The organism is Roseobacter cerasinus, assembly GCF_009811755.1.
In the GTDB taxonomy this organism is placed as follows: Bacteria; Pseudomonadota; Alphaproteobacteria; order Rhodobacterales; family Rhodobacteraceae; genus Roseobacter; species Roseobacter cerasinus.
The window spans coordinates 217725-238471 of the sequence record NZ_BLIV01000001.1; the positions used below are offsets into that span (position 1 = coordinate 217725).

Genomic DNA, 20747 nt, shown 5'->3' on the forward strand with positions numbered 1-20747 from the left:
CTGATTGGTTCGGCGCACCATAGCAATGTTTCCAGCGGATCGAAGTGGTTTCTCGTTAATTTGCAAACTCTATGCAGGTATATTTTTGCAAATTGCAAATCTGAAAATCTCGGATGAAAGCATAGCTGCTATGCGTGGACAACAAATCAAGTCGCTCCTAGGGTCTGTGCATGAACTCCCCACCCGTCGTTCGCTTTCTCGATCGCTCCACCCCTCCGCATGTCGCCACGCTGATTCTGCTGGCCGGGCTGTCGGCGATGGCCATGAACATGTTCCTGCCCAGCCTGAACAACATGACGGAATACTTTCAGTCGGACTATAGCCGCATGCAATTGTCGGTTGGGCTGTATCTGGGCATCAGCGCCGGTCTGCAAGTGCTGATCGGGCCAATCTCGGATCGCTACGGCCGCAGGCCTGTTGTGCTCTGGGGGCTGGTGATTTTCCTGATCGCGACCCTTGGCTGCATCTTTGCTCCCACAGCTGAAATCTTCCTTGTCTTCCGCATGATCCAGGCCGTTGTCGCTGTCGCCATGGTGCTGAGCCGCGCCGCTGTGCGTGACATGTACGAGCAGGATCAGGCCGCATCCATGATCGGCTATGTCACCATGGGCATGGCGGTTGTCCCGATGATCAGCCCGTCGATTGGCGGCGCGCTCGATGCCTCCTTTGGCTGGCGCGGCAGCTTCTGGGCGCTGTTTCTGATGGGCGCCTTCACGCTCTGGCTGGCCTGGTCCGATCAGGGAGAGACGGCGGTGCAAAGCGGCAAATCCCTCAACCGGCAGTTTTCAGAATATCCGGAGCTGCTGATGTCGCCGCGATTTTGGGGCTATTCGCTGACTGCGGGTTTCTGCTCAGGCGCATTCTTTGCTTATCTGGGTGGCGGGCCGTTTGTGGGCTCCGAAATCTTCGGCATGTCGCCCTTCTGGGTTGGCGTCTACTTCGGTGCGCCTGCGGTGGGTTACTTCTTTGGGAATTTCCTGACAGGCCTGCTGGCCAGCCGCATCGGAATCATCCGGTTGGTGCTGACCGGCAGCCTGATCAACGCGTTCGGTGTGCTGCTGTCGCTGCTGATTTTTCTGGTCGGGCAAGGCTCCGCCCTCAGTTTCTTTGGCCTGATGACCTTTGTTGGCTTGGGCAACGGGCTGGTTATTCCGAATGCCACGGCGGGCATGCTGTCGGTGCGGCCGCATCTGGCAGGATCCGCCTCCGGCCTGGGCGGTGCCATCATGATTGGTGGCGGTGCCGCGCTGAGCATTCTGGCCGGTGCGTCCCTCAGCCCCGAGACCGGCGCGATGCCCCTGCTGGCCATCATGCTCGCCACCTCAAGCGCCGCTGTGGTCTCGATCCTCCTGGTCTATCGCCGCGAGCGGCGTATCGCGTGATTTTTTCAGCCTGCCACGCCCTCCCGTTAGGTACCCGTTAACCAAAAATCGGGCACCTTGCCGGGGGCAGTTTGCAAAGATACGATCTGCGTGTCTGCAAAGTTGCAAACCACGCAAGGACACGGGGATGGCCACACAGAAACTCTATGCCGGGGCGAAGCTGCGCGAGCTGCGCACGCGGCTGGGTCATACGCAAAAGGATTTTGCGGCCAAGCTTGGGGTCTCGCTGCCCTATCTGAACCAGATGGAGAACAACAACCGGCCGGTTTCGACCACGGTGGTGCTGGCGCTGGCGCAGGAATTTGGCCTGGACGTGACCGAGCTCAGCACTGGCGACGGGGAGCGCCTGGTCAGCGATATGCGCGAGGCGCTGGCCGATCCGCTCTTTGCTGATGCGCTGCCGCCACTTGCAGATTTGCGACTTGCGGCCTCCAATGCACCTGCCTTTGCCCGGGCATTTCTGGAATTGCACCGCAACTACCGTCAGATGCAGGAACGTTTAGCTTCGCTTGATGAAGCTCTGGGTCGAGAAGATGCGCGTACAACGCCCAGCCCCTGGGAAGAGGTGCGCGATTTCTTTCACTATTGCGACAATTACATAGATGCGGTCGACCGCGCGGCAGAGCACTTCGCGACCAAGCAAGGCGGGCATCGCAACATCCGCGTCGCGGCCGTCTCGACGCTGGGGAACTCCGACGTCACAGTCAGTTTCAAGGATACGGACAAGCTGCGCAGTTTCGACGCAGACAAAGGCGTGCTGACCCTGTCGCGCCGGGCGCCGCCCGAAAGCCAGACCTTCCAGCTGCTGTTGCAAGTGGCGCTCGTGAAACAGAACGCGCTGCTGGAGGCGACGCTTGACCTCGCCCGGTTTCAATCCGCCGAAGCGCGGGCTATCGCCAAGATCGGGTTGGCAAACTACTTCGCCGGGGCCGCCCTGATGCCCTATGCCGCCTTTCAGAAGGAGGCGCGCGCCTGCCGCCATGATGTGGAGGCGCTGGCTGGGCATTTCGGGGCCTCCATCGAACAGGTGGCGCACCGGCTCTCGACCCTGCAGCGTCCAGGTGCCAAAGGCATCCCGTTTTTCTTTGTGCGGGTCGATCAGGCGGGCACCATCACCAAACGGCATTCCGCAACACGGCTACAGTTCGCGCGGTTCGGCGGGGCCTGCCCGCTCTGGAACGTACACCGAGCCTTCGAATTGCCCGGCCAATTTCTGCGCCAGCTCGCAGAAACGCCCGATGGCGTGCGCTATATCAATCTGGCGCGCGATGTCTCGAAACCTGCGGGTCGGTTTGGCGCGCCGGTGCGCCGCTATGCCATTGCGCTCGGGTGCGAGGTGCGCCACGCGAAAGATCTGGTTTATGCCGATGGTCTCGACCTCAGCCGCGATGGCGCGTTTGAGCCTATCGGGATCTCCTGCCGGATTTGCGAACGCGCGCAGTGCCACCAACGCGCCGTTCCTCCGCTGGAGCGCAAGCTGAAAGTCGATCCGGACCAACGCGATGTGCTGCCCTATCAGATTGGGTAACCCTGCCCACATCCACCAGCAGTGCAGTTCGACGCCCTAGCGTTTCGCGGCGCGCCACCCTGCGGCCCGCGCCTCCGCAGCGGTGCAAAACCACCGCTCCGCTGTTTCCGGTCGAATGCCCGTGCGGTCATAGTCGCGCTGCCCCGGCAGGTGGTAGATCCGGACGCCTTTGGCTGAGATGTTGCCTTTGATCCGGCAGGCGGGATCAGGCGGAAAGCGCCCTGCCGCCCGGGTCTGGCGAAACTGCGACGGGTCCTGCACCCGGTGAGCATGCAATCCGGCGTCGCGCACCGCAGCGCTCTTTTCCGCCAGGACATAGTCGTGGGAATAGGACCGGTAGGCAAAAGCCAGCCCATCCAGCACCAGCTCTTCGGAGATGTCGACACCATCCACGTCACAGCGCGCGACCGTCCTCCCATAGCGATCGGTGGTCACTGTGGTACACCGCGCCACTTGTCCGGCATAGCGCGTGGTGACCTGCTGGCCAACCCAGACACCACACTCCCAGGTGACGCCCTGTTCCGTCCGACAGGTTTGTTTCACCTCCGGCGCGTCGATCCCGAAAAGACGGATCTGCACGTCTCCAATGGCGAGACTGTCCCCGTCAATCACCCGGAGCTTGCCGGAGATCACCTCACCGGCAGAGGTTGCGGCTGCACCACAAAGGCTGGCCACAAAAAAACACACCATAAATACACGCATGCATCGGGCATGACGTGCGGGCAGGCCTGTGACAAGTGATTTCGTTAACTTCGGTTAACAAAATCCTAACGCTGAGCAATCTGCCAGTTCGGATGCACCCAGGTTTCATCGTTGGCGCGAGCCAGCGGCGCACGACCCAAAAGATGGTCCGAGACTTTCTCTCCGACCATGATCGAGGGGGCGTTGAGATTGCCATTGGTGATGCGTGGGAAGATGCTGCTGTCCGCCACGCGCAAACCATCGACACCGATCACCCGTGCCTCAGGGTCGACTACGGCCCTCGCATCATCGGGGCGCCCCATGCGACAGGTACCGCAGGGGTGATAGGCGCTCTCGGCATGCTCGGCGATGAAGCCGTCGAGGTCGTCGTCGGATTGCAGCGCCGCACCCGGCTGGATCTCGCGCTTGACGAAGGACTTGAACGCCTCCTGCGCAAAGATCTCGCGCGTCAAGCGGATACAGCGGCGGAAATCAACCCAATCCTCTTCGGTCGACATGTAGTTGAAAAAGATCTTGGGCGCCTGCGCCGGATCCGCCGAGGCCAGCGTGACCGCCCCGCGCGAAGGTGACCGCATCGGCCCCACATGCGCCTGAAACCCATGGCCCTCTGCCGCGACCTTGCCGTCATAGCGCACGGCCAGCGGCAGGAAGTGGAACTGGATGTCGGGGTAAGCCACTCCGGGTTGGGAGCGAATGAAGCCTGCGCTTTCGAATTGGTTGGACGCGCCAAAACCCTTTTTGAAGACAAGCCATTGCGCGCCAATCACCGCCTTGGAGACCAGGTTCCAATGCTTGTAGAGCGTGATCGGCTGGCTGGCGGCCATCTGCAGGTAGAGTTCCAGATGGTCCTGCAGGTTCTGGCCAACGCCCGGGCGGTCCGCGACCACCTCAATCCCGTGCTCTGCCAAATGCGCTGCCGGACCAATGCCGGACAACATCAGCAGCTTCGGTGAGTTGATTGAGGAGGCGGCGAGCACCACTTCGCGGTTGGCACGGATCACCTCGACGGTCCCGCCGCGCCGTATCTCGACCCCTGTGGCACGACCCTCCTCGATCACCACACGCTGCGCCAGCCCGTTCACGACGGTGCAATTGACACGCTTCATGGCCGGGCGCAGATAGGCGTTGGCAGCGGACCAGCGGCGCCCTTGCCAGACGGTCTGCTCCATCGGGCCAAAGCCTTCCTGCTGTTCGCCGTTGTAGTCATCGGTGGTCTGATAGCCCGCCTGCCGCCCCGCCTCGACAAAGGCGTGATAGAGCGGGTTTTGCCGGGGTCCCCGGCTCACATGCAGCGGGCCATCGCTGCCGCGCCAGGACGGGTCGCCGCCATGCCCATTGTCATGCCAATTTTCCATCCGCTTGTAGTAGGGCAGCACATCCGCATAGGCCCAGCCATCTGCCCCCTGCTTTGCCCAATGGTCGAAATCCATCGCGTGGCCGCGCACATAGACCATCCCGTTGATGCTGGACGAGCCGCCCAGCACCTTGCCACGCGGGCAGGCCAGACGGCGGTTGTTCAAACGCGGCTCAGGCTCGGAGGTAAAACCCCAGTCATAGCGCTTCATATTCATCGGGTAGGACAGCGCAGCCGGCATCTGGATGAACGGCCCCACATCCGTGCCGCCGTGCTCGATCACGATCACCGACGCCCCCGCCTCGCTCAGCCGGTAGGCCATCGCACAGCCCGCGCTGCCCGCGCCCACAATCACGAAATCCGCTTGCATGTTCACTCTCACTCACTGGAAAAGCGCCGCGCGGCACGCGCCAAATAAATGGCGTGCGCGTCAGCGCGCCTTTGGATCAGGTCCTGTTGGTCAAAACGGCGCCTCAAGGTCGCCCATGCGCACATAGACCGATTTGACCTGGCTGTAGTGTTCGACGGCTGCCTTGGAGTTTTCGCGCCCCACGCCGGAGGCTTTGACCCCGCCAAAGGGCGCCTCGACCGGCGCGTCATTGTAGCTGTTGATAAAGCATGCGCCCGCCTCGAACCCGGCAGCGACGCGGTGCGCGCGCGCCAGGTCACGGGTGAAGACCCCGGCGGCCAGGCCAAACTCGGTGTCATTTGCGCGGGCCATCACATCCGCCTCGTCCTCGAAATCCAGCACGGCCATGACCGGGCCAAAGATCTCTTCGCGGGCGATGACCATGTCATCGGTCACATCGGCAAAGACGGTGGGCGGGATGTAGAACCCCTCCCGGTCCAGCCGCGCGCCGCCGCAGACCAGCCGCGCGCATTCGGCTTTGCCTTTTTCGATATAGTCCAGAACGATAGTCATTTGCCGCTCGGAAACCATTGGGCCAAAGCTTGTGTTGGGGTCCATCGGATCGCCGATCACCGCGCTCGATAGCCGGGCGCCCAGACGGTCGAGGAAAGCTTCCTTGATGGCCTTGTGCACAAAGACCCGCGTGCCGTTCGAGCAGACCTGCCCGGAGGAGTAGAAGTTCCCCAGGATCGCGCCGCTGACGGCGTTTTCGATGTCAGCATCGTCGAAGATGATCAGTGGGGATTTGCCGCCCAGCTCCATGGTGACGTGTTTCATACCTTGGGCTGCAGCGGCATAGACTTTGCGCCCTGTGGGCACCGACCCGGTCAGCGAGACCTTGTCGACGCGCGGATCGGTCACCAGCGCCGCACCCACCTCGCCCAGGCCCTGCAGCACGTTAAAGACGCCAGCGGGCAGGCCTGCTTCGTGCAGGATTTCAGCGACCTTCAGCGCGCAGAGCGGCGTGGTCTCGGAGGGTTTGAAGATCATCGTGTTGCCGCAGGCCAGCGCCGGGGCGCCTTTCCAGCAGGCGATCTGGATGGGGTAGTTCCAGGCGCCAATGCCGACGCAGAGCCCCAGCGGCTCGCGGCGGGTGTAGACCCAGTCTTCGCCAAGTTGGATGTGTTCGCCGGTGAGCGTCGCCGCCATGCCCCCGAAGTATTCCAGCGCGTCGGCTCCGCTGGTGGCGTCAGCCACGCTGGTTTCCTGATAGGGTTTGCCGGTGTCATAGGTCTCCAGCACCGACAATTCGTGGTTCCTTTCCCGCAGGATGTCGGCGGCGCGGCGCAGGATGCGGCCCCGCTCAGTGCCGGTCATCGCGGCCCAGGTGGGTTGCGCGGCGCGCGCGCCTGCAATGGCCTGTTCGATCAGGGCGGGGGTCGCCGCATGCACGGTGGCGATGGTCTCGCCGGTTGCGGGGTAGATCACCTCAATGGGCGCGCCTGCGGTGTCTTCGATGTAGGCGCCATTGATGAAATGGCTGGCGGTGGGCTGGGTTGGACAGGTCATGATCGCCTCCGGCGGGCATATTTGAAGAACAATGAAAGGGTTACTCGCCTCGAGGAAAGCGTTTGCTGTCTTCGAGCACGTTGAGATCCATGTGGTTGCGCATGTATTGCTCGGAGGCGGCGCGCAGGGGCTGGTAGTCCCACGGGTAGTGGCCGCCCTGGCGCAGCGCGTCGTAGACGACCCAGCGGCGGGCCTGGCTGTGGCGCACGTCGGCGTCGAAGGCGGCGAGATCCCAGCGCGTCTCAGATTTGGCTTTGAGCTGGGTCAGCGTGCCTTGATGAGCCGGGTGCTTTGCGAGGTTGGTCAGCTCATGGGGGTCTGCGTCGAGGTCGAAGAGCTGATCCGGATCCAGCGCGCAGCGGTTGTACTTCCAATTGCCGTAGCGCAGTGAGACCATGGGTGCATAGGAGGCTTCAGCGGCGTATTCCATGGCGACAGGCTCGGTGCGTTCACCCCCCTGCCCCATGGGCACCAGCGATTGGCCAGTGGTCCAGAGGGCGATCTCCTCCATCGAGACCCCTGCCAGATCGCATAGCGTTGGGCAGACGTCGATGTTCGACACGGGCGTGGTTTGCAAACCTGGGTCCATCTGCGGTGCTGAGATCATCAGCGGCACGCGGGAGGAGCCTTCGAAGAAGGACATTTTGAACCACAGCCCGCGCTCGCCCAGCATATCGCCGTGATCAGAGACAAAGAGGATGATCGCTTCTTGCCGGGTGTCCTCCAGAGTTTGCAAAACCTCTCCGATCTTGTCGTCCAGGTAGCTGATATTTGCAAAATAGGCGCGACGGGAGCGGCGGATGTTCTCTTCACTGATGTCGAAGCTGCGCCAGTCGTTGGCGTCGAAGATGCGTTGGCTATGGGGATCTTGGTCTGCGTAGGGGATGGCGGGCACCTCGGGCAGCAGGTGGGTGCACTCCTCGTAGAGATCCCAGTATTTCTTGCGCGCGACATAAGGGTCGTGTGGGTGGGTGAAGCTGACGGTCAGGCACCATGGGCGCTCATCCGCCCCGCGCGACAAGTCATAGAGCTTACGCGTGGCGTTGAAGGCAACCTCGTCGTCATACTCCATCTGGTTGGTGATTTCCGCGACGCCTGCACCCGTCACGGACCCCATGTTGTGATACCACCAGTCGATGCGTTCGCCCGGTTTGCGGTAGTCTGGCGTCCAGCCGAAGTCAGCCGGGTAGATGTCGGTCGTGAGGCGCTCTTCGAACCCGTGCAGTTGGTCCGGGCCCACGAAGTGCATCTTGCCCGAGAGGCAGGTCTGGTAGCCTGCGCGGCGCAGGTGGTGAGCGTAGGTGGGCACAGACGACGGGAACTCCGCCGCGTTGTCATAGACGCCGGTGGCGGAGGGCAGTTGGCCGGACATGAAGGCGGCCCGCCCCGGCGCGCAGAGCGGCGAGGCCGTATAGGCGTTGCGGAAGCGGGTCGAGCGTGCGGCGAGCGCCTTGAGGTTGGGCGCGTGCAGCCACTCTGCCGGGCCGTCCGGGAAAAGCGTGCCGTTCAGCTGATCGACCATCAGGATCAGGATGTTGGGGCGTCTCATGCGCGTTGCTCCAGCATGAGGGCCAGCATATCGAGGGTCTTTTGCCGTGCGTCATCAGGACTTTGCGAGCACGAGAGGGCCGCGCGCAGGTAGAGGCCATCAATCAGGGCGGCGAGCAGTTCGGCTTGCGCTTCGGGTGCTGTGATCAGCGGGCGCAGCGCGTGGCAGAGGTTGGATTTCAGGCGCCTCTGGTAGAGGCGCAGCAGCCGCAGCATCTCGGCGTTGGTCTGGGCCTGGGCATAGAGGGTCATCCAGGCGCTGACGGTCTTGGGCGAGAAGCAGGTGGGCGAAAAGCTGGCCTCGATGATGGCAACCGCACGGGCCTTCGGGCTGTCGGCGGCGGCCAGATCACGGCGCACCTCCGCCCCGAAATCGCGCAGGATCTGCCGCATCGCGGCGAGAAAAATCTGATCCTTCCCGCCAAAGTAGTGGTGCGCCAAGGCCGTGGACATGCCCGCACGTTTGGCAATCTGGCCTACGGTCACATCAAGCGAGCCTTTCGAAGCCAGTTCGGCAATCGTGGCTTCGACAAGCGCGCTGCGCCGGATTGGCTCCATTCCAAGTTTGGGCATGCGACTCCCCTCTCGTATGTGGTGTCGCATCTGATAGCGGTTTTTTTATTGATCAGTCAATCAACAAAAGCTACCCCTTTGTCGCATGGACCGGCGGCGTGGTCTCGCCCCGTTTCAATGCGGCCTCACGCAGAGTGATGAAGACCACCGACCCCATGATCACGAGCCCACCCAAAACAACCCAGATGTCGACCGCTTCGTCAAAGACAAGGGTACCCAGCAGCACCGCCCAGACAAGCTGGGCAAAGGTCACCGGCTGAGTGACCGTCAAAGGCGCTGCCGCGAAGGCCAGCGTCATCGAGTAGTGACCCGCCGTTGCCACACAGGCCACGAGGAACAGCACGGCAAGCTCCGCCAAGGTTGGGGTCACCCAATTGGCCAACGCAAAGGGCGCAAGTGTGAGGGTCACAAAGATCGAGAGCATCCCAACAACGACAGCAGGCTTGACCTCATCCGCCATCACCTTGGCGGTCAGATAGGACCCGCCGAAGGCAATCGCCGTGCCGATCATGGCCAGATGGCCGCTGCTGATCTCGCGAAAGCCGGGCCGCAGGATCAGGAGCGCACCACAAAGCGCCGCAAGGATCGCCGCGATGCGCCGGAGTGCCAACCGCTCGCCCAGAAAGAGGGCGGCGCCAATCGTGACGTAGATCGGTGCCATGTAGTTCATCGCCGTCACGTCTGCGATTGGAATGCGCGCCATCGCATAGAACCACAGGATGACGCCTATGCCGTGCATGGCCCCTCGCAGGCCAAAAAGTCTCCACTGGCGTGACGTCAGCCGCGCACCCCGCAGCACACCCATGACCGGGATAAGAAACACCAACCCCATCAGATACCGCAGGAAGGCTGATTCCGCAGGTGGAACCCGCGTGCCCAGATACTTCACCAAGGCCGTAACGGCGATAAAGCACAGCCCCGTGACAAGCATCCAGAAGATGCCGGCAACGGGGCGTTGGGGTGTGCGGGTGACCATGCGCCATAGACACCGTGTTTTGCGCCTCACCGCAAGAGGCGTCGACCCGATAAAGCCCAGACTCTCACCACTGGATCCCCCGGCGGCACGCCGGGCAGCGCCCGCTCCCCCCTCGATGGGGGGATGGGCGCTTCATCCCCCCGTCGGATCTCTCAGACCAGCAGCAATCCAAGCGCGATGGCCCACATGGTCAGGGCGATCAACGCATCGAGGATGCGCCAGCTGGCAGGCCGCGCGAACAGTGGCGCCAACAACCGTGCGCCATAGCCAAGCGCGAAAAAGAAGCTCAGGCTTGCCAGAACCGCACCGGCCCCAAACAACAGGCGATCATCATATTGCGCCGAGATCGACCCGATCAGCACAACCGTATCAAGATACACATGCGGATTGAGCCAGGTCAGCGCAAGCAAGGTCAGCACGGTGGGCAGCAAGGCCTTCTGCGTACCCTCTTCCGCCTCCAGAGCCTGCCCTCCGATCCAGGCCGATCTGGCGCTGCGCCACCCGTACCATAGCAGGAACGCCGCCCCTCCGTATCGCATGACGGTCTCAAACCAGGGCAAGGACTGCGCCAGCGCGCCAAACCCGGCCACCCCCGACGCAATCAGAATGGCGTCCGACGCACCGCAGGTGAGACATACCCAGAACACATGTTCACGCCGCAAACCCTGTCGCAGCACAAAGGCGTTCTGCGCCCCAATCGCCACAATCAGCGACAGGCTGAGCAGATATCCCGGCAGGAAGGTGTCAAACATGCAATCATCTCCGCTTTGCTGTCGTGTTGACTAGCGAGCCACCAAAGATTACTCAAATTAAAAATCTGAATTCGGATTAAGTTTTTCTAATGTCGATTGATCGTCATCATCTGACCGCACTGGCCGCCATTGTCCGCGATGGCAGCTTTGAAGCGGCCGCCGCCAGCCTCGGCGTGACACCCTCTGCCGTCTCGCAACGGATCAAGGCGCTGGAGGAGCGGATGGGCACCGCCCTGATCTACCGCGGCCACCCCTGCACGCCGACAGACGCGGGCACGCGGCTGGCCCGGCACGCGGATGATGTGGCCCTGATGGAGGCGCATGTCTTGCGCACCCTTCAGCCCGACGCCGCCCTCGCCGCCCCGCGCGTGCGCATCGCGGTCAATGCCGACAGCCTTGCGACCTGGTTTGTCTCCGCTCTGGCTGAGGTGCAGGACCTCTTGTTTGATCTCGTGATCGACGATCAGGACACATCGACGGACTGGCTGCTACGCGGCGCAGTCAGCGGGGCGGTGACCGCACAACATCAGGCGGTCTCCGGTTGCACAGCCAGGCCACTGGGCGCCCTGCGCTACGTGGCAACAGCCAGCCCAGGATTTGCACAGACGTGGTTTCCGCATGGGGTGACCGCGCCCGCGCTGGAACAGGCGCCGATGATGACTTTTAATGTGAAGGACCGGTTGCAACACGGTTGGATCACGAAGCTGACCGGTGAAAAGCTCTCTCCGCCGACGCATCAACTGCCCTCAACCCACGCCTTCGTGGATGCCGCCTGCGCCGGGCTGGGGTGGGGTATGAATCCGTTGTCTCTGGTCGAGACACATCTGAAAGACGGCCGGTTGGTGGAGCTATCGCCAGAGAACCCTTTGGATATAGCACTTTACTGGCAGACCAGCAGGCTTATGGCCCCTGCACTCGCCCCTTTGAGCACCGCGATTGCGCGCCAGGCGCGCGGCAAATTGATTAACCCCCCTCACGGGAATGTAAGACCGAAACAATAAATCACGGAAATCTTACGCGTGATGATTGGCTTATCTCTCTTTGTTCCCCATATGATGGGAATGTAACAAGGATATGAGTCAAATGCTGGATAACTTGCACAACCTGGACCTGACCGCAAAAGACCTCGAACTGATCGAGTCCGCTCTGCACACGCAAAAGAAGATCCTGACCGTGCAAAGCCACGCAGGAGGCAGCGGCGCACGCCAGAGGCTGACGGATCTGAAGCATCTGATGAAACGCATCAACCGCAGCACGGCGCGCCCTCAGAGGGCATCGCGGCAGAGCTGGGGCCAGTTTGCCCGGATGCTGTTTTGCACCCAATGTGACGAAGTCCGGTAGCCCCCACCCCGGATGACGAAAAAGCCGCCGGTCCCTGCCCGGCGGCTTTTTTCTGTCCCGATCGGGGCGCGCGTCAGAGCTGCTCCATCACCTCATCGGAGGCTTCGAAGTTTGTGGTGACCCGCTGAATGTCATCATCATCTTCGAGCGCATCGATCAGCCGCAACAGCTTTTGCATCCCGTCGAGGTCCATCTCGGTCGTGGTGGTCGGCTTCCAGACCAGCTTGGTGCTTTCGGATTCGCCCAGCTCCGCCTCCAGAGCCGTGGCCACCTCGTTCAGGTCCGTATCCGCACACCAGATCACATGCCCATCGTCGGAGCTTTCCACGTCTTCGGCCCCGGCCTCGATGGCCGCCATCATCACGGTGTCGGCGTCCCCCACATCCGCCGGATAGCTGACCTCACCCTTGCGGTCGAACATGAAGCCGACCGAGCCCGTCTCCCCCAGATTGCCGCCATTCTTGGTGAAGGTCGAGCGCACGGTCGAGGCCGTCCGATTGCGGTTGTCCGTCATCGCCTCGACAATCACAGCCACGCCATTGGGGCCGTAACCCTCATAGCGGATTTCTTCGTAGTCATCGCCCTCACCCGCCTGAGACTTCTTGATCGCGCGATCAATGTTGTCCTTCGGCATCGATTGCGACTTGGCTTCCTTGACGGCCAGACGCAAGCGCGGGTTCTTGTCGGGATCAGGGTCGCCCATCTTGGCGGCCACGGTGATCTCTTTGCTAAGCTTTGAAAACAGCTTGGCCCGCACGGCGTCCTGACGGCCCTTGCGGTGCTGGATGTTGGCCCATTTTGAGTGTCCGGCCATCGGCACCCTCCATTCGTCTTTTGAGTTTGGGGTTATGTATCCGCGCGGGCGGAAACGCTCAACCCCCAGAGACTAGGGTGCAAAAAATGCCGCGAGGATCAGACAGGCCCGGATCGCCAGCCCCAGCGTCAGCGCAGCCAGCATGTAGTTGGGCATCACGCGGGCGAAATCCTGATAATACCGCGCCTCTTCGCGTTTCAACTGAATTGTCGGCTCGTCCGCGCCTTGCGCGACCAGCCGCGCCACAGCGCGTTCGTGCCAGCGGGAGCGCAGCAGGAAAGAACATGCCCAGATCGCCGGAGCAAGGATCAGCGCGTCAGAGACGAGGCCCGCCTTGCTCACTTCTTGACGGCGTTCAACTCGATCCGGTAGCCGAGCGCTTCGGCCAGCGCAAAGACCTTCCACAAGGTCGGCCCGGTCTTGGACTCGCCCCGCGCGATCCGCGACAAGGCCGTGTGGTCGAACCCCGATTGCGCCGCGATCTCGCGTCGGCTCAGCCCGGACCCGTTCAGCATCTGCGCAATCACCTGCGCGCCCAGCGTCCTGGCCAGTTCCTCGCCCACGTCACGGAAGACGGCGTGCCGCTCCGCAGGATCCAATGCATCAAAGGCCGCCTCAAACGCGGCATCGTCAAGCGGTTTCACCGGTTTCACCGGCGCAGTCGCGGTGCGCGCGGCGCGGCGGGTGGTGCGCGGCTTGGCGGATTTGGCCCCGCTGCCCGCGTTGATCTGTACATCAGTCATGCATCACCTTTCATCTGGTGGTCGAAAACTGTTGCCTTGCAAAGCAACACCTAAGCCATGAACCGCCACCTGTCAAGATTTCAGCGCCCGACGCGGTTAGTCTCTGGTAACCGCGCGCAGTTCCGCGATCACCTTGCGCGCGGCCACCGCATTCTGCAGATCATCGAGGCTCCGCGTGCAGTCGGCCAGCGACCCAACACTGAGGAAGGCCAACCGCCTCTTCGGTTGCTCGGTGTAGAGCACGACACAGGCCAGATCGAACTTCCGCGCGCGAAACCGCGCAAAATACCCCTCCGCATCCGGATCATCGAGCCCGTCAATGCTTTGAAACAGAACAGGTTTCTCCAGATTGGCTAGGAAGGCCCCGAATTCGGGCGGCGGATAGGCGCTTTTCACATGCTGCGCCTCGGCCACATGGCTCCAGCGCAGATGATCCGGGGTGCGCCAGCTGTGCTCCACCGCGTCGAGATACCGCTTCAGCTTGAAAATCCGCACCTTGGCCCTGGACGCCGCGCGCGGGGCGAGCTTGCCCGCCTTCTCCAGCGCCTCCAGAAATCCATTGGTGATTAAAAACTTCAAATCGGACATAACCGCAGTTGAGGTAAAACACATCGCGAAATCAAGAGCGTGGAGCAGCCCGTTTGACACAAGACCAGATCATCCTTTTCGCGCTCTTTGGCGCGGTCTTTGGGCTGCTGCTCTGGGGGCGCTTTCGCTACGATATCGTTGCCTTTTCCGCGCTGATGCTCGGCGTGGTTCTGGGCGTGGTCCCGACCGAGGACGCCTTTTCCGGTTTCGGTCACCCGGCTACCCTTGTCGTCGCTCTCGTGCTGGTGGTCTCTGCCGGGCTGGTCCGGTCGGGCGCGGTGTTCCTGATCACCCGCACGCTGGTGGATGCCTCTCGCGCCCTGGGCGCGCATATCGCGCTGATGGGCGCCATCGGCGGCGTGCTCTCGGCCTTCATGAACAATGTCGCGGCCCTCGCCCTGCTCATGCCTGTCGACATCCAGACCGCGCGCAAGGCGGGGCGCCCGGCGGGCCTCAGCCTCATGCCGCTGAGCTTTGCAACCATCCTCGGGGGCATGGCCACGCTGATCGGCACACCGCCCAACATCATCATCGCGTCGATCCGCGAAGATGCGCTTGGCACGCCCTTTGCCATGTTCGACTTCGCCCCCGTGGGCGCGGCCGCAGCACTCGCCGGGCTGGCATTTGTCGCCCTGATTGGCTGGCGGCTGATCCCTCAGGGAGACACTGCAACCACCGCCGAAGCTGACCTGTCCCAGTACATCGCCGAGTTGACGGTACCCGAGGGCAACAAGCAGATCGGCAAGCGCGTGGCAGAGCTGTCCGAGGCGGCGGACAAGGCGGATGTGGCCATCCTGGGCCTCATCCGCGACGGCAAGCGCCGCTATGGACCCGCCCGCAACGCCATGCTGCAGGCCGGAGACGCGCTGGTACTGGAAGCGACGCCCGACGCGCTGGATGAATTCCGCAGCAGCCTCGATCTGGCCGTGGCCGACGCCAAACGCGAGGAAGCCCTGCGCGCAGATGGCGATGGTGTCGAAATCATCGAGGTCGTCGTGCCCGAGGGCGCGCGCATCAATGGCAAGACGGCGCAGGCCATTGGCCTGGCCTGGCGCCAGCGCACCGTGTTGCTGGGCATCTCGCGCCAGGGCAAGCGGATCACCAAGCACCTGCGCAAGACGGTGGTGCAGACCGGCGATATCCTCTTGCTGCTCGTGCCGCGCGACACCGGCCCGGATGTGACCGACTGGCTGGGCTGCCTGCCGCTGGCCAACCGTGGCCTCGCCGTGACCGAGAACCGCAAAGTGTGGCTGGCCATCGGGCTTTTTGCCGGGGCAGTGGCTGCGGCCAGCGTCGGGCTACTCTACCTGCCCATAGCACTAGGACTGGTCGTGGTGGCCTATGTGCTCACGCGCATTGTGCCCTTGAGCGAGCTTTACGATCAGATCAACTGGCCCGTGGTCGTGCTGCTGGGCTCCATGATCCCCCTGGGCGCGGCGCTGGAAAGCTCGGGCGGCACGGAATTGATCGCGGGCGCGCTTGTCTCCTGGACTGGCGGTTTGCCAGCCTGGGCGGTGCTCACCGTGCTGATGGTGGTGACCATGACGCTGTCGGATGTGCTCAACAACACCGCCACCACAATCGTCGCCGCCCCTGTGGGCATCCAGATGGCGCAGAGCCTCGATGTCTCGCCCGACCCGTTCCTGATGGCCGTGGCGGTTGCGGCCTCCTCCGCCTTTCTCACCCCCATCGGGCACAAGAACAACACGCTGATCCTCGGCCCGGGTGGGTACGGGTTCGGCGATTACTGGCGCATGGGGCTGCCGCTTGAGATCATCGTCGTGGCTGTCTCCATCCCGATGATCCTGATTGTCTGGCCGCTTTGACGTCAGGGCAAAAAAAAGACCCGCATCCGGGGCACCGAATGCGGGTCGGGAATATCGTCGGCGCCTTCTGACGCCCTTTGGCTCAGCGTCCGTAAACGTGCGCGTAGGCCACATCGTAAGCGTCTTCCGGGAACATCCCCAGATCAATCGCCGTGTCGCGTGGCATGTGCCGCAGCTCGTGATAGGTGCGGTTGAATTCGGCCCGTTTCGCGGCCGCGGTCTTCAGTCTTGTAATGATGCTATTCATGTTGCGTCCTTTCATCAAAACCGGATGTTCTGATAGCGCCAACATGATGTCGAAACCGTTAACAAACAACGTGCAAAAGGGAAAAGCTGATCTGCATTTTCTGCATAGCAGCATGCGCCGTCAAAGCGGCCAGATCAGCGGGATGACCATCGATACGATCAGCCCCATACTCAGGTTGAGGGGGGCGCCCACGCGCAGGAAATCGGTGAAGCGATAGCCGCCCGGGCCGTAGACCAGCGTGTTGGTCTGATAGCCGATGGGGGTCGCGAAGGCACAGGAGGCCGCGATCATCACAGCCACCACCAGCGGGCGCGGATCGAGGCCAAGCGCCGTGCCGAGACCAATCGCCAATGGCGTCATGATGACCGCCACCGCATTGTTCGAGACGATCTCGGTCAGGGTCGACGTCATCACAAACACCACCAGTACCACCAGCGTTGGCGGCATCGTCATCAGGGTGGGCGAGACCGCATCGACGATCAGCGCCACCGCCCCCGAATGCTGCAACGCGGCACCAACCGAGAGCATGGCAAAGATTAACGCAAGCAGCCGCCCATCGACGAAGGAAAACGCCTCATCCGCGTCGATGCAGCCGGTGACCAGCACCAGCGCCACGGCGAGGATTGCCAGCAGCAGGATGGGGGCCACGTCGAAAGCGGCCAGCGCTACGATCCCCACCAGCGCTAGGATCGCAATGGGCGCGTGGCTGCGCCGGAAGGCACGGGCGGAGGGTTGAGAGACATCCACCATCTCCATATCCGCCGCGAGCCGCTGGATATCCTCCGGCGCGCCTTCCAGCAGCAGTGTGTCGCCGACCTTGACCACCAGATCATCGAGCTGCCGCCCGATGTTCTGATTGCGCCGATGCACGGCAAGTGTGTAGACGCCGTAGCGCCGCCGGAGCCGCATCCTGCCAAGGCTGCGACCCACCATCCGGCAGCCCGGCGTGATCAGCACCTCGACTGTGGTGGTCTCGACTGCCGAGACCTGATCGACCCGTTTGAGCTCCTTGGTGGCCTGCAGGCTCAGAAGCTCGGTCATCTGGGTGCGCAGCACGACGCGGTCGCCCACTTGCAGCTCTACCCCTTGCAGGTTCCGCCGCAACGAGGCGTCGCCCCGGATCACGTCAACCAGCCTCACACCCTCACGCTTGAAAAGCTGCACGCCCAGCACTTCACGCCCAATGAGGTTCGACTCCGGCGGGATCACGGCCTCGGTGAAGAACTTCATCTTTGAGCGGTCCGAGAGCATGTTCGCCATGCTGTCCCGGTCCGGCAGCAGCCGCCGACCGAAGAGCGCAAGATAGGTCAGCCCCCAGACGCAAACGACGAGGCCGATGGGCAGAATCTCGAAGATCGTGAAGGGCTCCAGCCCTTGCGTGCGGGCCACGCCGTCCACCAGCAGGTTGGTCGAGGTCCCGATCAACGTGAGCGAGCCGCCCATGATCGCCGCATAGCTCAGCGGGATCAGCAGCTTGGACGCCTTCGCCCCCAGCGTCTGGCTGAGCTGCACCACCACCGGGATCATGACTACAACGACGGGCGTGTTGTTCATGATCGCTGACGCCCCCATGACCGACAACAGCACGCCCACCACAGCGCCACGCGGATGCGTCTTGGCGTAGCGCTCGGCCATCTGGGTCAGCACTTCGAGCGCGCCTGTGCGCACCAACGCGCCCATTACGATGAACATCGCAGCGATGGTCCAGGGCGCCGGGTTGCTCAGCACCGCCAGCGCGGTGTCGTAAGGAAGAACGCCCAACAGCAGCATCAGCGCCGAGCCCGCAATCGCCACCACCTCGGTCGGAAAGGTTTCGCGCACAAAGAGAGCGAACATCACCGCCACAACGCCCAACGTGAGGAACGCACCGGTGTTCGGCGACAATTCAATCAAGGGTGTCAAGGGGATAGCACCTCTGGCAGCATTCAACCTGCGGTAAGTGTGGCGGATTGCTCAGGCCGGGGCAAGCGCGGCTTTTGCGCGCGGCTGGACCAGATACATGCCTGCAAACATCAACAGCAGCGCCGCCCAGATGCCACTCGAATAGCTCTCATTCAGGATCAGCTTGGCCCAGATGACCCCGAAACCGGTCACCAGATAGCTCACCTGCACCGCAAAAACAGAGCCTGCACGCCCCACCATCCAGACATAGCCCGCATAGACCACCACATGGATCACCGAGGCCAGAACCAGCGCCTGCCCTTCGCGGGTCAGCAGTTCTGCCGCCGGGATCCACTGCGTTGAGGCCAGCGCAACCGGCAGCATGATCACAGCCCCCATGAGCGAGGCCCCATAGAGCACCTGGAACGGGTCCATCCCAGCGGTGCCAAACTTGGCGACCAGATTGCCCTCAAACCCATAGCAAATGCCGCTGATCAACCCGATCAACACCCAGAACACCGCCAGATCCATCGCCGAGGCGCCGGGTGCGGCGATCAAAAGCACACCGCAAAGCCCCAGCGCCAAGCCAAGGAACCGGCGCCACGAGAACTGGTCCAGCCCCATCATCAGAGCAATCGGAAAGGCCCACATGGGCACCATCGACAACAGGATCGACAGGATGCCAGCCGGCAAATGCACCGCTGCCTGATAGGAGGTCGTGTTCGGGATCATTGTGCCCACCAGCGCGACCATCAGGCAAATGCTGATCTGCGCCCGCCCGCGTGGCAGCTTTGTACCCCGGATCGCACATATAACAGCCATCAGCGCGGCGCCAATGAAGAGCTGCCAGAAGATCAGGCCAAAGTGTTTGTATCCGGTGGACACCGCTATTTTCGTCAGCGGTTGGGTCATACCCCAGCCCGCCCCCAGCAGGATCAGAACGCCGGTGCACAAGAGGATCTCGCGGCGTGACAGGCTCACGGCGCGGCAGCCTCCAGCAGCCCTCCGTTGCGCACCATGGCGATGCGCGTGGCTTTGCCGGTCCGATCGTCGGTCTCCACATAGACACCGGAGAGTGTTGCCTCACCAGCGGCCGGTGTGAACCGCTCGCGCGGCATGCCGGTGATGAAGCGCCGCAAAGGTTCTGCCTTGTCCATCCCGATCACCGAGTTGTAGTCGCCGCACATGCCCGCATCGGTCAAATACCCCGTCCCGCCGGGCAGCACCATGGCATCCGCCGTCGGCACATGGGTGTGGGTGCCCACAACAAGGCTCGCCCGCCCGTCGCAGAAATGACCCATGGCCATCTTCTCAGACGTGGCTTCGCAGTGAATGTCCACGATCACCGCCGCCGCCTGCCCGCCCAGAGGATGCGTCTTGAGCACCGGCTCCAGCGCTGAAAACGGATCATCAAAGGGGCGCTTCATGAACACCTGCCCCAGCGCCTGCGCCACCAGCACCTTGCGCCCGTTCTGCGCCGTGAAGAGCCGCGCACCCTTTCCGGGCGCCGCCTTGGAGAAGTTGAGCGGACGGATCACACGTGGCTCCTGCTCGATAAACCGCAGCATGTCCTTCTGATCAAAGGCGTGATCGCCCAGCGTGATGCAATCCGCCCCCGCCTCCAGCAGTGTCTTGGCGTGCGCGCCGGAAAGGCCAATGCCCGAGGTGGCATTCTCGCCATTGACCACAATGAAATCGAGCTTCCACTCCTGGCGCAAGCGCGGCAGGTTTTCCGTGATGGCGCGGCGCCCGGCGCGGCCCATCACATCTCCGAGGAACATGAGCTTCATGCGGGATGGGTAGGGTGCAAACCGCGCAAGGGCAAGGGGCGGATGACGCTCCCTTACGTCGGGCCCGGTGCACCAACACCGGCGCCGGGCACAATGCGCGTGTCAGAACCGCCGCGTGAGACCAATGCGAAGGACGGTTGCGTCACTCTCGGTGTCCCGCCTTTGCCCGTTGAAGTCTTGCTCCGAAGCCTCCCATCGGTAATACACCGCTTCAAGCCGGGTCGACCACCTGTCGTCAATCGCAAACTCCGCGCCGAGGCCCACGCCAAACGACCCGATCAGATCATCATCCCCCGCCCCCGCAGGCCGCAGCCCCGCATCGGTGATGCCGAGACCGACAAGCCCATAGTAATAGAGCTGATCGCTTGCAAAACCCACGCGAATGCGAGGTTCGAGCAGGAAAGACCCGTCAAACCGCGTGGTGCCAAAGGTTGCATCCGACGCGCCGCCCTGGGTCTCCAGGGTGGACAGCATCACCTCGGGCGTCCAGATCAGATTGCCCCGCCCGCGACGCCCGTAGCCTGCATAGATGCCAAAGTGCACCCCCTTGTCCGACAGATCATGCGCGCCGCTGCCTTCGATTTCAGAGGCTGTTTCAATACTGTCGATGGACAACCCAACATAGGGCCCAGTCCAACGCTCGCGGGCGTCGGCGGGCAACACCAGGGCCAGCAGGATGCCAGCCGATAAAAACAACTCTCGATAAACCATGTGAGTCCTCATACAATATGGAAGACAGGCGAATTGTTAACCTTGTGCTTATATGAATTATTGTTTTACGATA

The 20747-nt window shown here is 62.5% G+C and carries 21 protein-coding genes; 5 read left to right on the plus strand and 16 right to left on the minus strand.

Annotated elements, in window-relative coordinates:
* Nucleotides 1-170: 170 nt before the first annotated feature.
* Both So717_RS01090 and So717_RS01095 read left to right on the plus strand, forming a co-directional pair.
* Complete coding sequence (locus So717_RS01090) at nt 171-1382, plus strand: multidrug effflux MFS transporter (protein WP_159974368.1); 1212 nt, start codon at nt 171-173, stop codon at nt 1380-1382.
* Between the two features lie 127 nt (nt 1383-1509).
* The gene (locus So717_RS01095; RefSeq protein WP_159974369.1) at nt 1510-2910 is read left to right on the plus strand and encodes a helix-turn-helix domain-containing protein; all 1401 of its coding nucleotides are present in this window, start codon (nt 1510-1512) and stop codon (nt 2908-2910) included.
* Between the two features lie 36 nt (nt 2911-2946).
* On the opposite strand, the gene So717_RS01100 is transcribed toward So717_RS01095, so the two are convergent.
* From So717_RS01100 to So717_RS01130, 7 genes are all read right to left on the minus strand, one after another.
* Complete coding sequence (locus So717_RS01100) at nt 2947-3612, minus strand: thermonuclease family protein (RefSeq protein ID WP_159974370.1); 666 nt, start codon at nt 3610-3612, stop codon at nt 2947-2949.
* Between the two features lie 65 nt (nt 3613-3677).
* Nucleotides 3678-5336, minus strand: coding sequence for a choline dehydrogenase (gene betA / locus So717_RS01105; protein WP_159974371.1), 1659 nt, complete (start codon nt 5334-5336; stop codon nt 3678-3680).
* Between the two features lie 90 nt (nt 5337-5426).
* Nucleotides 5427-6884 (minus strand): betaine-aldehyde dehydrogenase, encoded by a 1458-nt coding sequence (betB, locus tag So717_RS01110; protein WP_159974372.1) that lies wholly within the window; start codon nt 6882-6884, stop codon nt 5427-5429.
* Nucleotides 6885-6924: 40 nt separating this feature from the next.
* Nucleotides 6925-8433, minus strand: a complete 1509-nt coding sequence (gene betC / locus So717_RS01115) for a choline-sulfatase (protein ID WP_159974373.1) — start codon at nt 8431-8433, stop codon at nt 6925-6927.
* The gene (gene betI, locus So717_RS01120) at nt 8430-9005 is read right to left on the minus strand and encodes a choline-binding transcriptional repressor BetI (protein ID WP_159974374.1); all 576 of its coding nucleotides are present in this window, start codon (nt 9003-9005) and stop codon (nt 8430-8432) included. Before betI ends, betC begins: the two co-directional genes overlap by 4 nt.
* 70 nt (nt 9006-9075) lie before the next feature.
* A complete protein-coding gene (locus So717_RS01125) occupies nt 9076-9981 on the minus strand; it encodes a DMT family transporter (protein ID WP_159974375.1) in 906 nt (301 codons plus the stop codon).
* Between the two features lie 152 nt (nt 9982-10133).
* On the minus strand, nt 10134-10733 hold the full coding sequence (locus tag So717_RS01130) for a LysE/ArgO family amino acid transporter (RefSeq protein WP_159974376.1): 600 nt from the start codon (nt 10731-10733) through the stop codon (nt 10134-10136).
* Nucleotides 10734-10822: 89 nt separating this feature from the next.
* Between So717_RS01130 and So717_RS01135 the strand changes: the two genes are divergently transcribed.
* Together So717_RS01135 and So717_RS01140 are read left to right on the plus strand one after the other, a co-directional pair.
* Nucleotides 10823-11734 carry a LysR family transcriptional regulator ArgP gene (locus tag So717_RS01135; protein WP_159974377.1) on the plus strand — a complete coding sequence of 304 codons (912 nt, stop codon included), beginning with the start codon at nt 10823-10825 and terminating at the stop codon, nt 11732-11734.
* A gap of 82 nt (nt 11735-11816) precedes the next feature.
* Nucleotides 11817-12074 (plus strand): hypothetical protein, encoded by a 258-nt coding sequence (locus So717_RS01140; protein WP_159974378.1) that lies wholly within the window; start codon nt 11817-11819, stop codon nt 12072-12074.
* Nucleotides 12075-12147: 73 nt separating this feature from the next.
* Here So717_RS01140 and So717_RS01145 read toward each other — a convergent pair whose 3' ends face one another.
* The 4 genes from So717_RS01145 to So717_RS01160 form a co-directional block, all read right to left on the minus strand.
* Nucleotides 12148-12888, minus strand: coding sequence for a YebC/PmpR family DNA-binding transcriptional regulator (locus tag So717_RS01145; protein WP_159974379.1), 741 nt, complete (start codon nt 12886-12888; stop codon nt 12148-12150).
* Nucleotides 12889-12960: 72 nt separating this feature from the next.
* On the minus strand, nt 12961-13230 hold the full coding sequence (locus So717_RS01150) for a hypothetical protein (protein WP_159974380.1): 270 nt from the start codon (nt 13228-13230) through the stop codon (nt 12961-12963).
* Nucleotides 13227-13631 (minus strand): helix-turn-helix domain-containing protein, encoded by a 405-nt coding sequence (locus So717_RS01155; RefSeq protein WP_159974381.1) that lies wholly within the window; start codon nt 13629-13631, stop codon nt 13227-13229. Before So717_RS01155 ends, So717_RS01150 begins: the two co-directional genes overlap by 4 nt.
* A 96-nt stretch (nt 13632-13727) precedes the next feature.
* Complete coding sequence (locus So717_RS01160; protein WP_159974382.1) at nt 13728-14219, minus strand: PAZ domain-containing protein; 492 nt, start codon at nt 14217-14219, stop codon at nt 13728-13730.
* 53 nt (nt 14220-14272) lie between these two features.
* Between So717_RS01160 and So717_RS01165 the strand changes: the two genes are divergently transcribed.
* The gene (locus So717_RS01165; RefSeq protein ID WP_159974383.1) at nt 14273-16045 is read left to right on the plus strand and encodes an SLC13 family permease; all 1773 of its coding nucleotides are present in this window, start codon (nt 14273-14275) and stop codon (nt 16043-16045) included.
* An 82-nt stretch (nt 16046-16127) separates the two neighbouring features.
* Here So717_RS01165 and So717_RS22010 read toward each other — a convergent pair whose 3' ends face one another.
* The 5 genes from So717_RS22010 to So717_RS01185 all read right to left on the minus strand — a co-directional run bounded on the left by So717_RS22010 (nt 16128) and on the right by So717_RS01185 (nt 20674).
* Nucleotides 16128-16292 carry a hypothetical protein gene (locus tag So717_RS22010; RefSeq protein WP_174238973.1) on the minus strand — a complete coding sequence of 55 codons (165 nt, stop codon included), beginning with the start codon at nt 16290-16292 and terminating at the stop codon, nt 16128-16130.
* 120 nt (nt 16293-16412) lie between these two features.
* Nucleotides 16413-18194: an SLC13 family permease gene (locus So717_RS01170; protein WP_238840587.1), complete on the minus strand. Its 1782-nt coding sequence runs from the start codon at nt 18192-18194 to the stop codon at nt 16413-16415.
* Nucleotides 18195-18245: 51 nt separating this feature from the next.
* Nucleotides 18246-19154, minus strand: coding sequence for a DMT family transporter (locus So717_RS01175; RefSeq protein ID WP_306439491.1), 909 nt, complete (start codon nt 19152-19154; stop codon nt 18246-18248).
* Nucleotides 19151-19963 carry a TIGR00282 family metallophosphoesterase gene (locus So717_RS01180; RefSeq protein WP_159974384.1) on the minus strand — a complete coding sequence of 271 codons (813 nt, stop codon included), beginning with the start codon at nt 19961-19963 and terminating at the stop codon, nt 19151-19153. The genes So717_RS01175 and So717_RS01180 overlap by 4 nt, the downstream gene beginning before the upstream one ends.
* A gap of 102 nt (nt 19964-20065) precedes the next feature.
* Nucleotides 20066-20674, minus strand: coding sequence for an outer membrane beta-barrel protein (locus So717_RS01185; protein ID WP_159974385.1), 609 nt, complete (start codon nt 20672-20674; stop codon nt 20066-20068).
* Between the last annotated feature and the right edge of the window lie 73 nt (nt 20675-20747).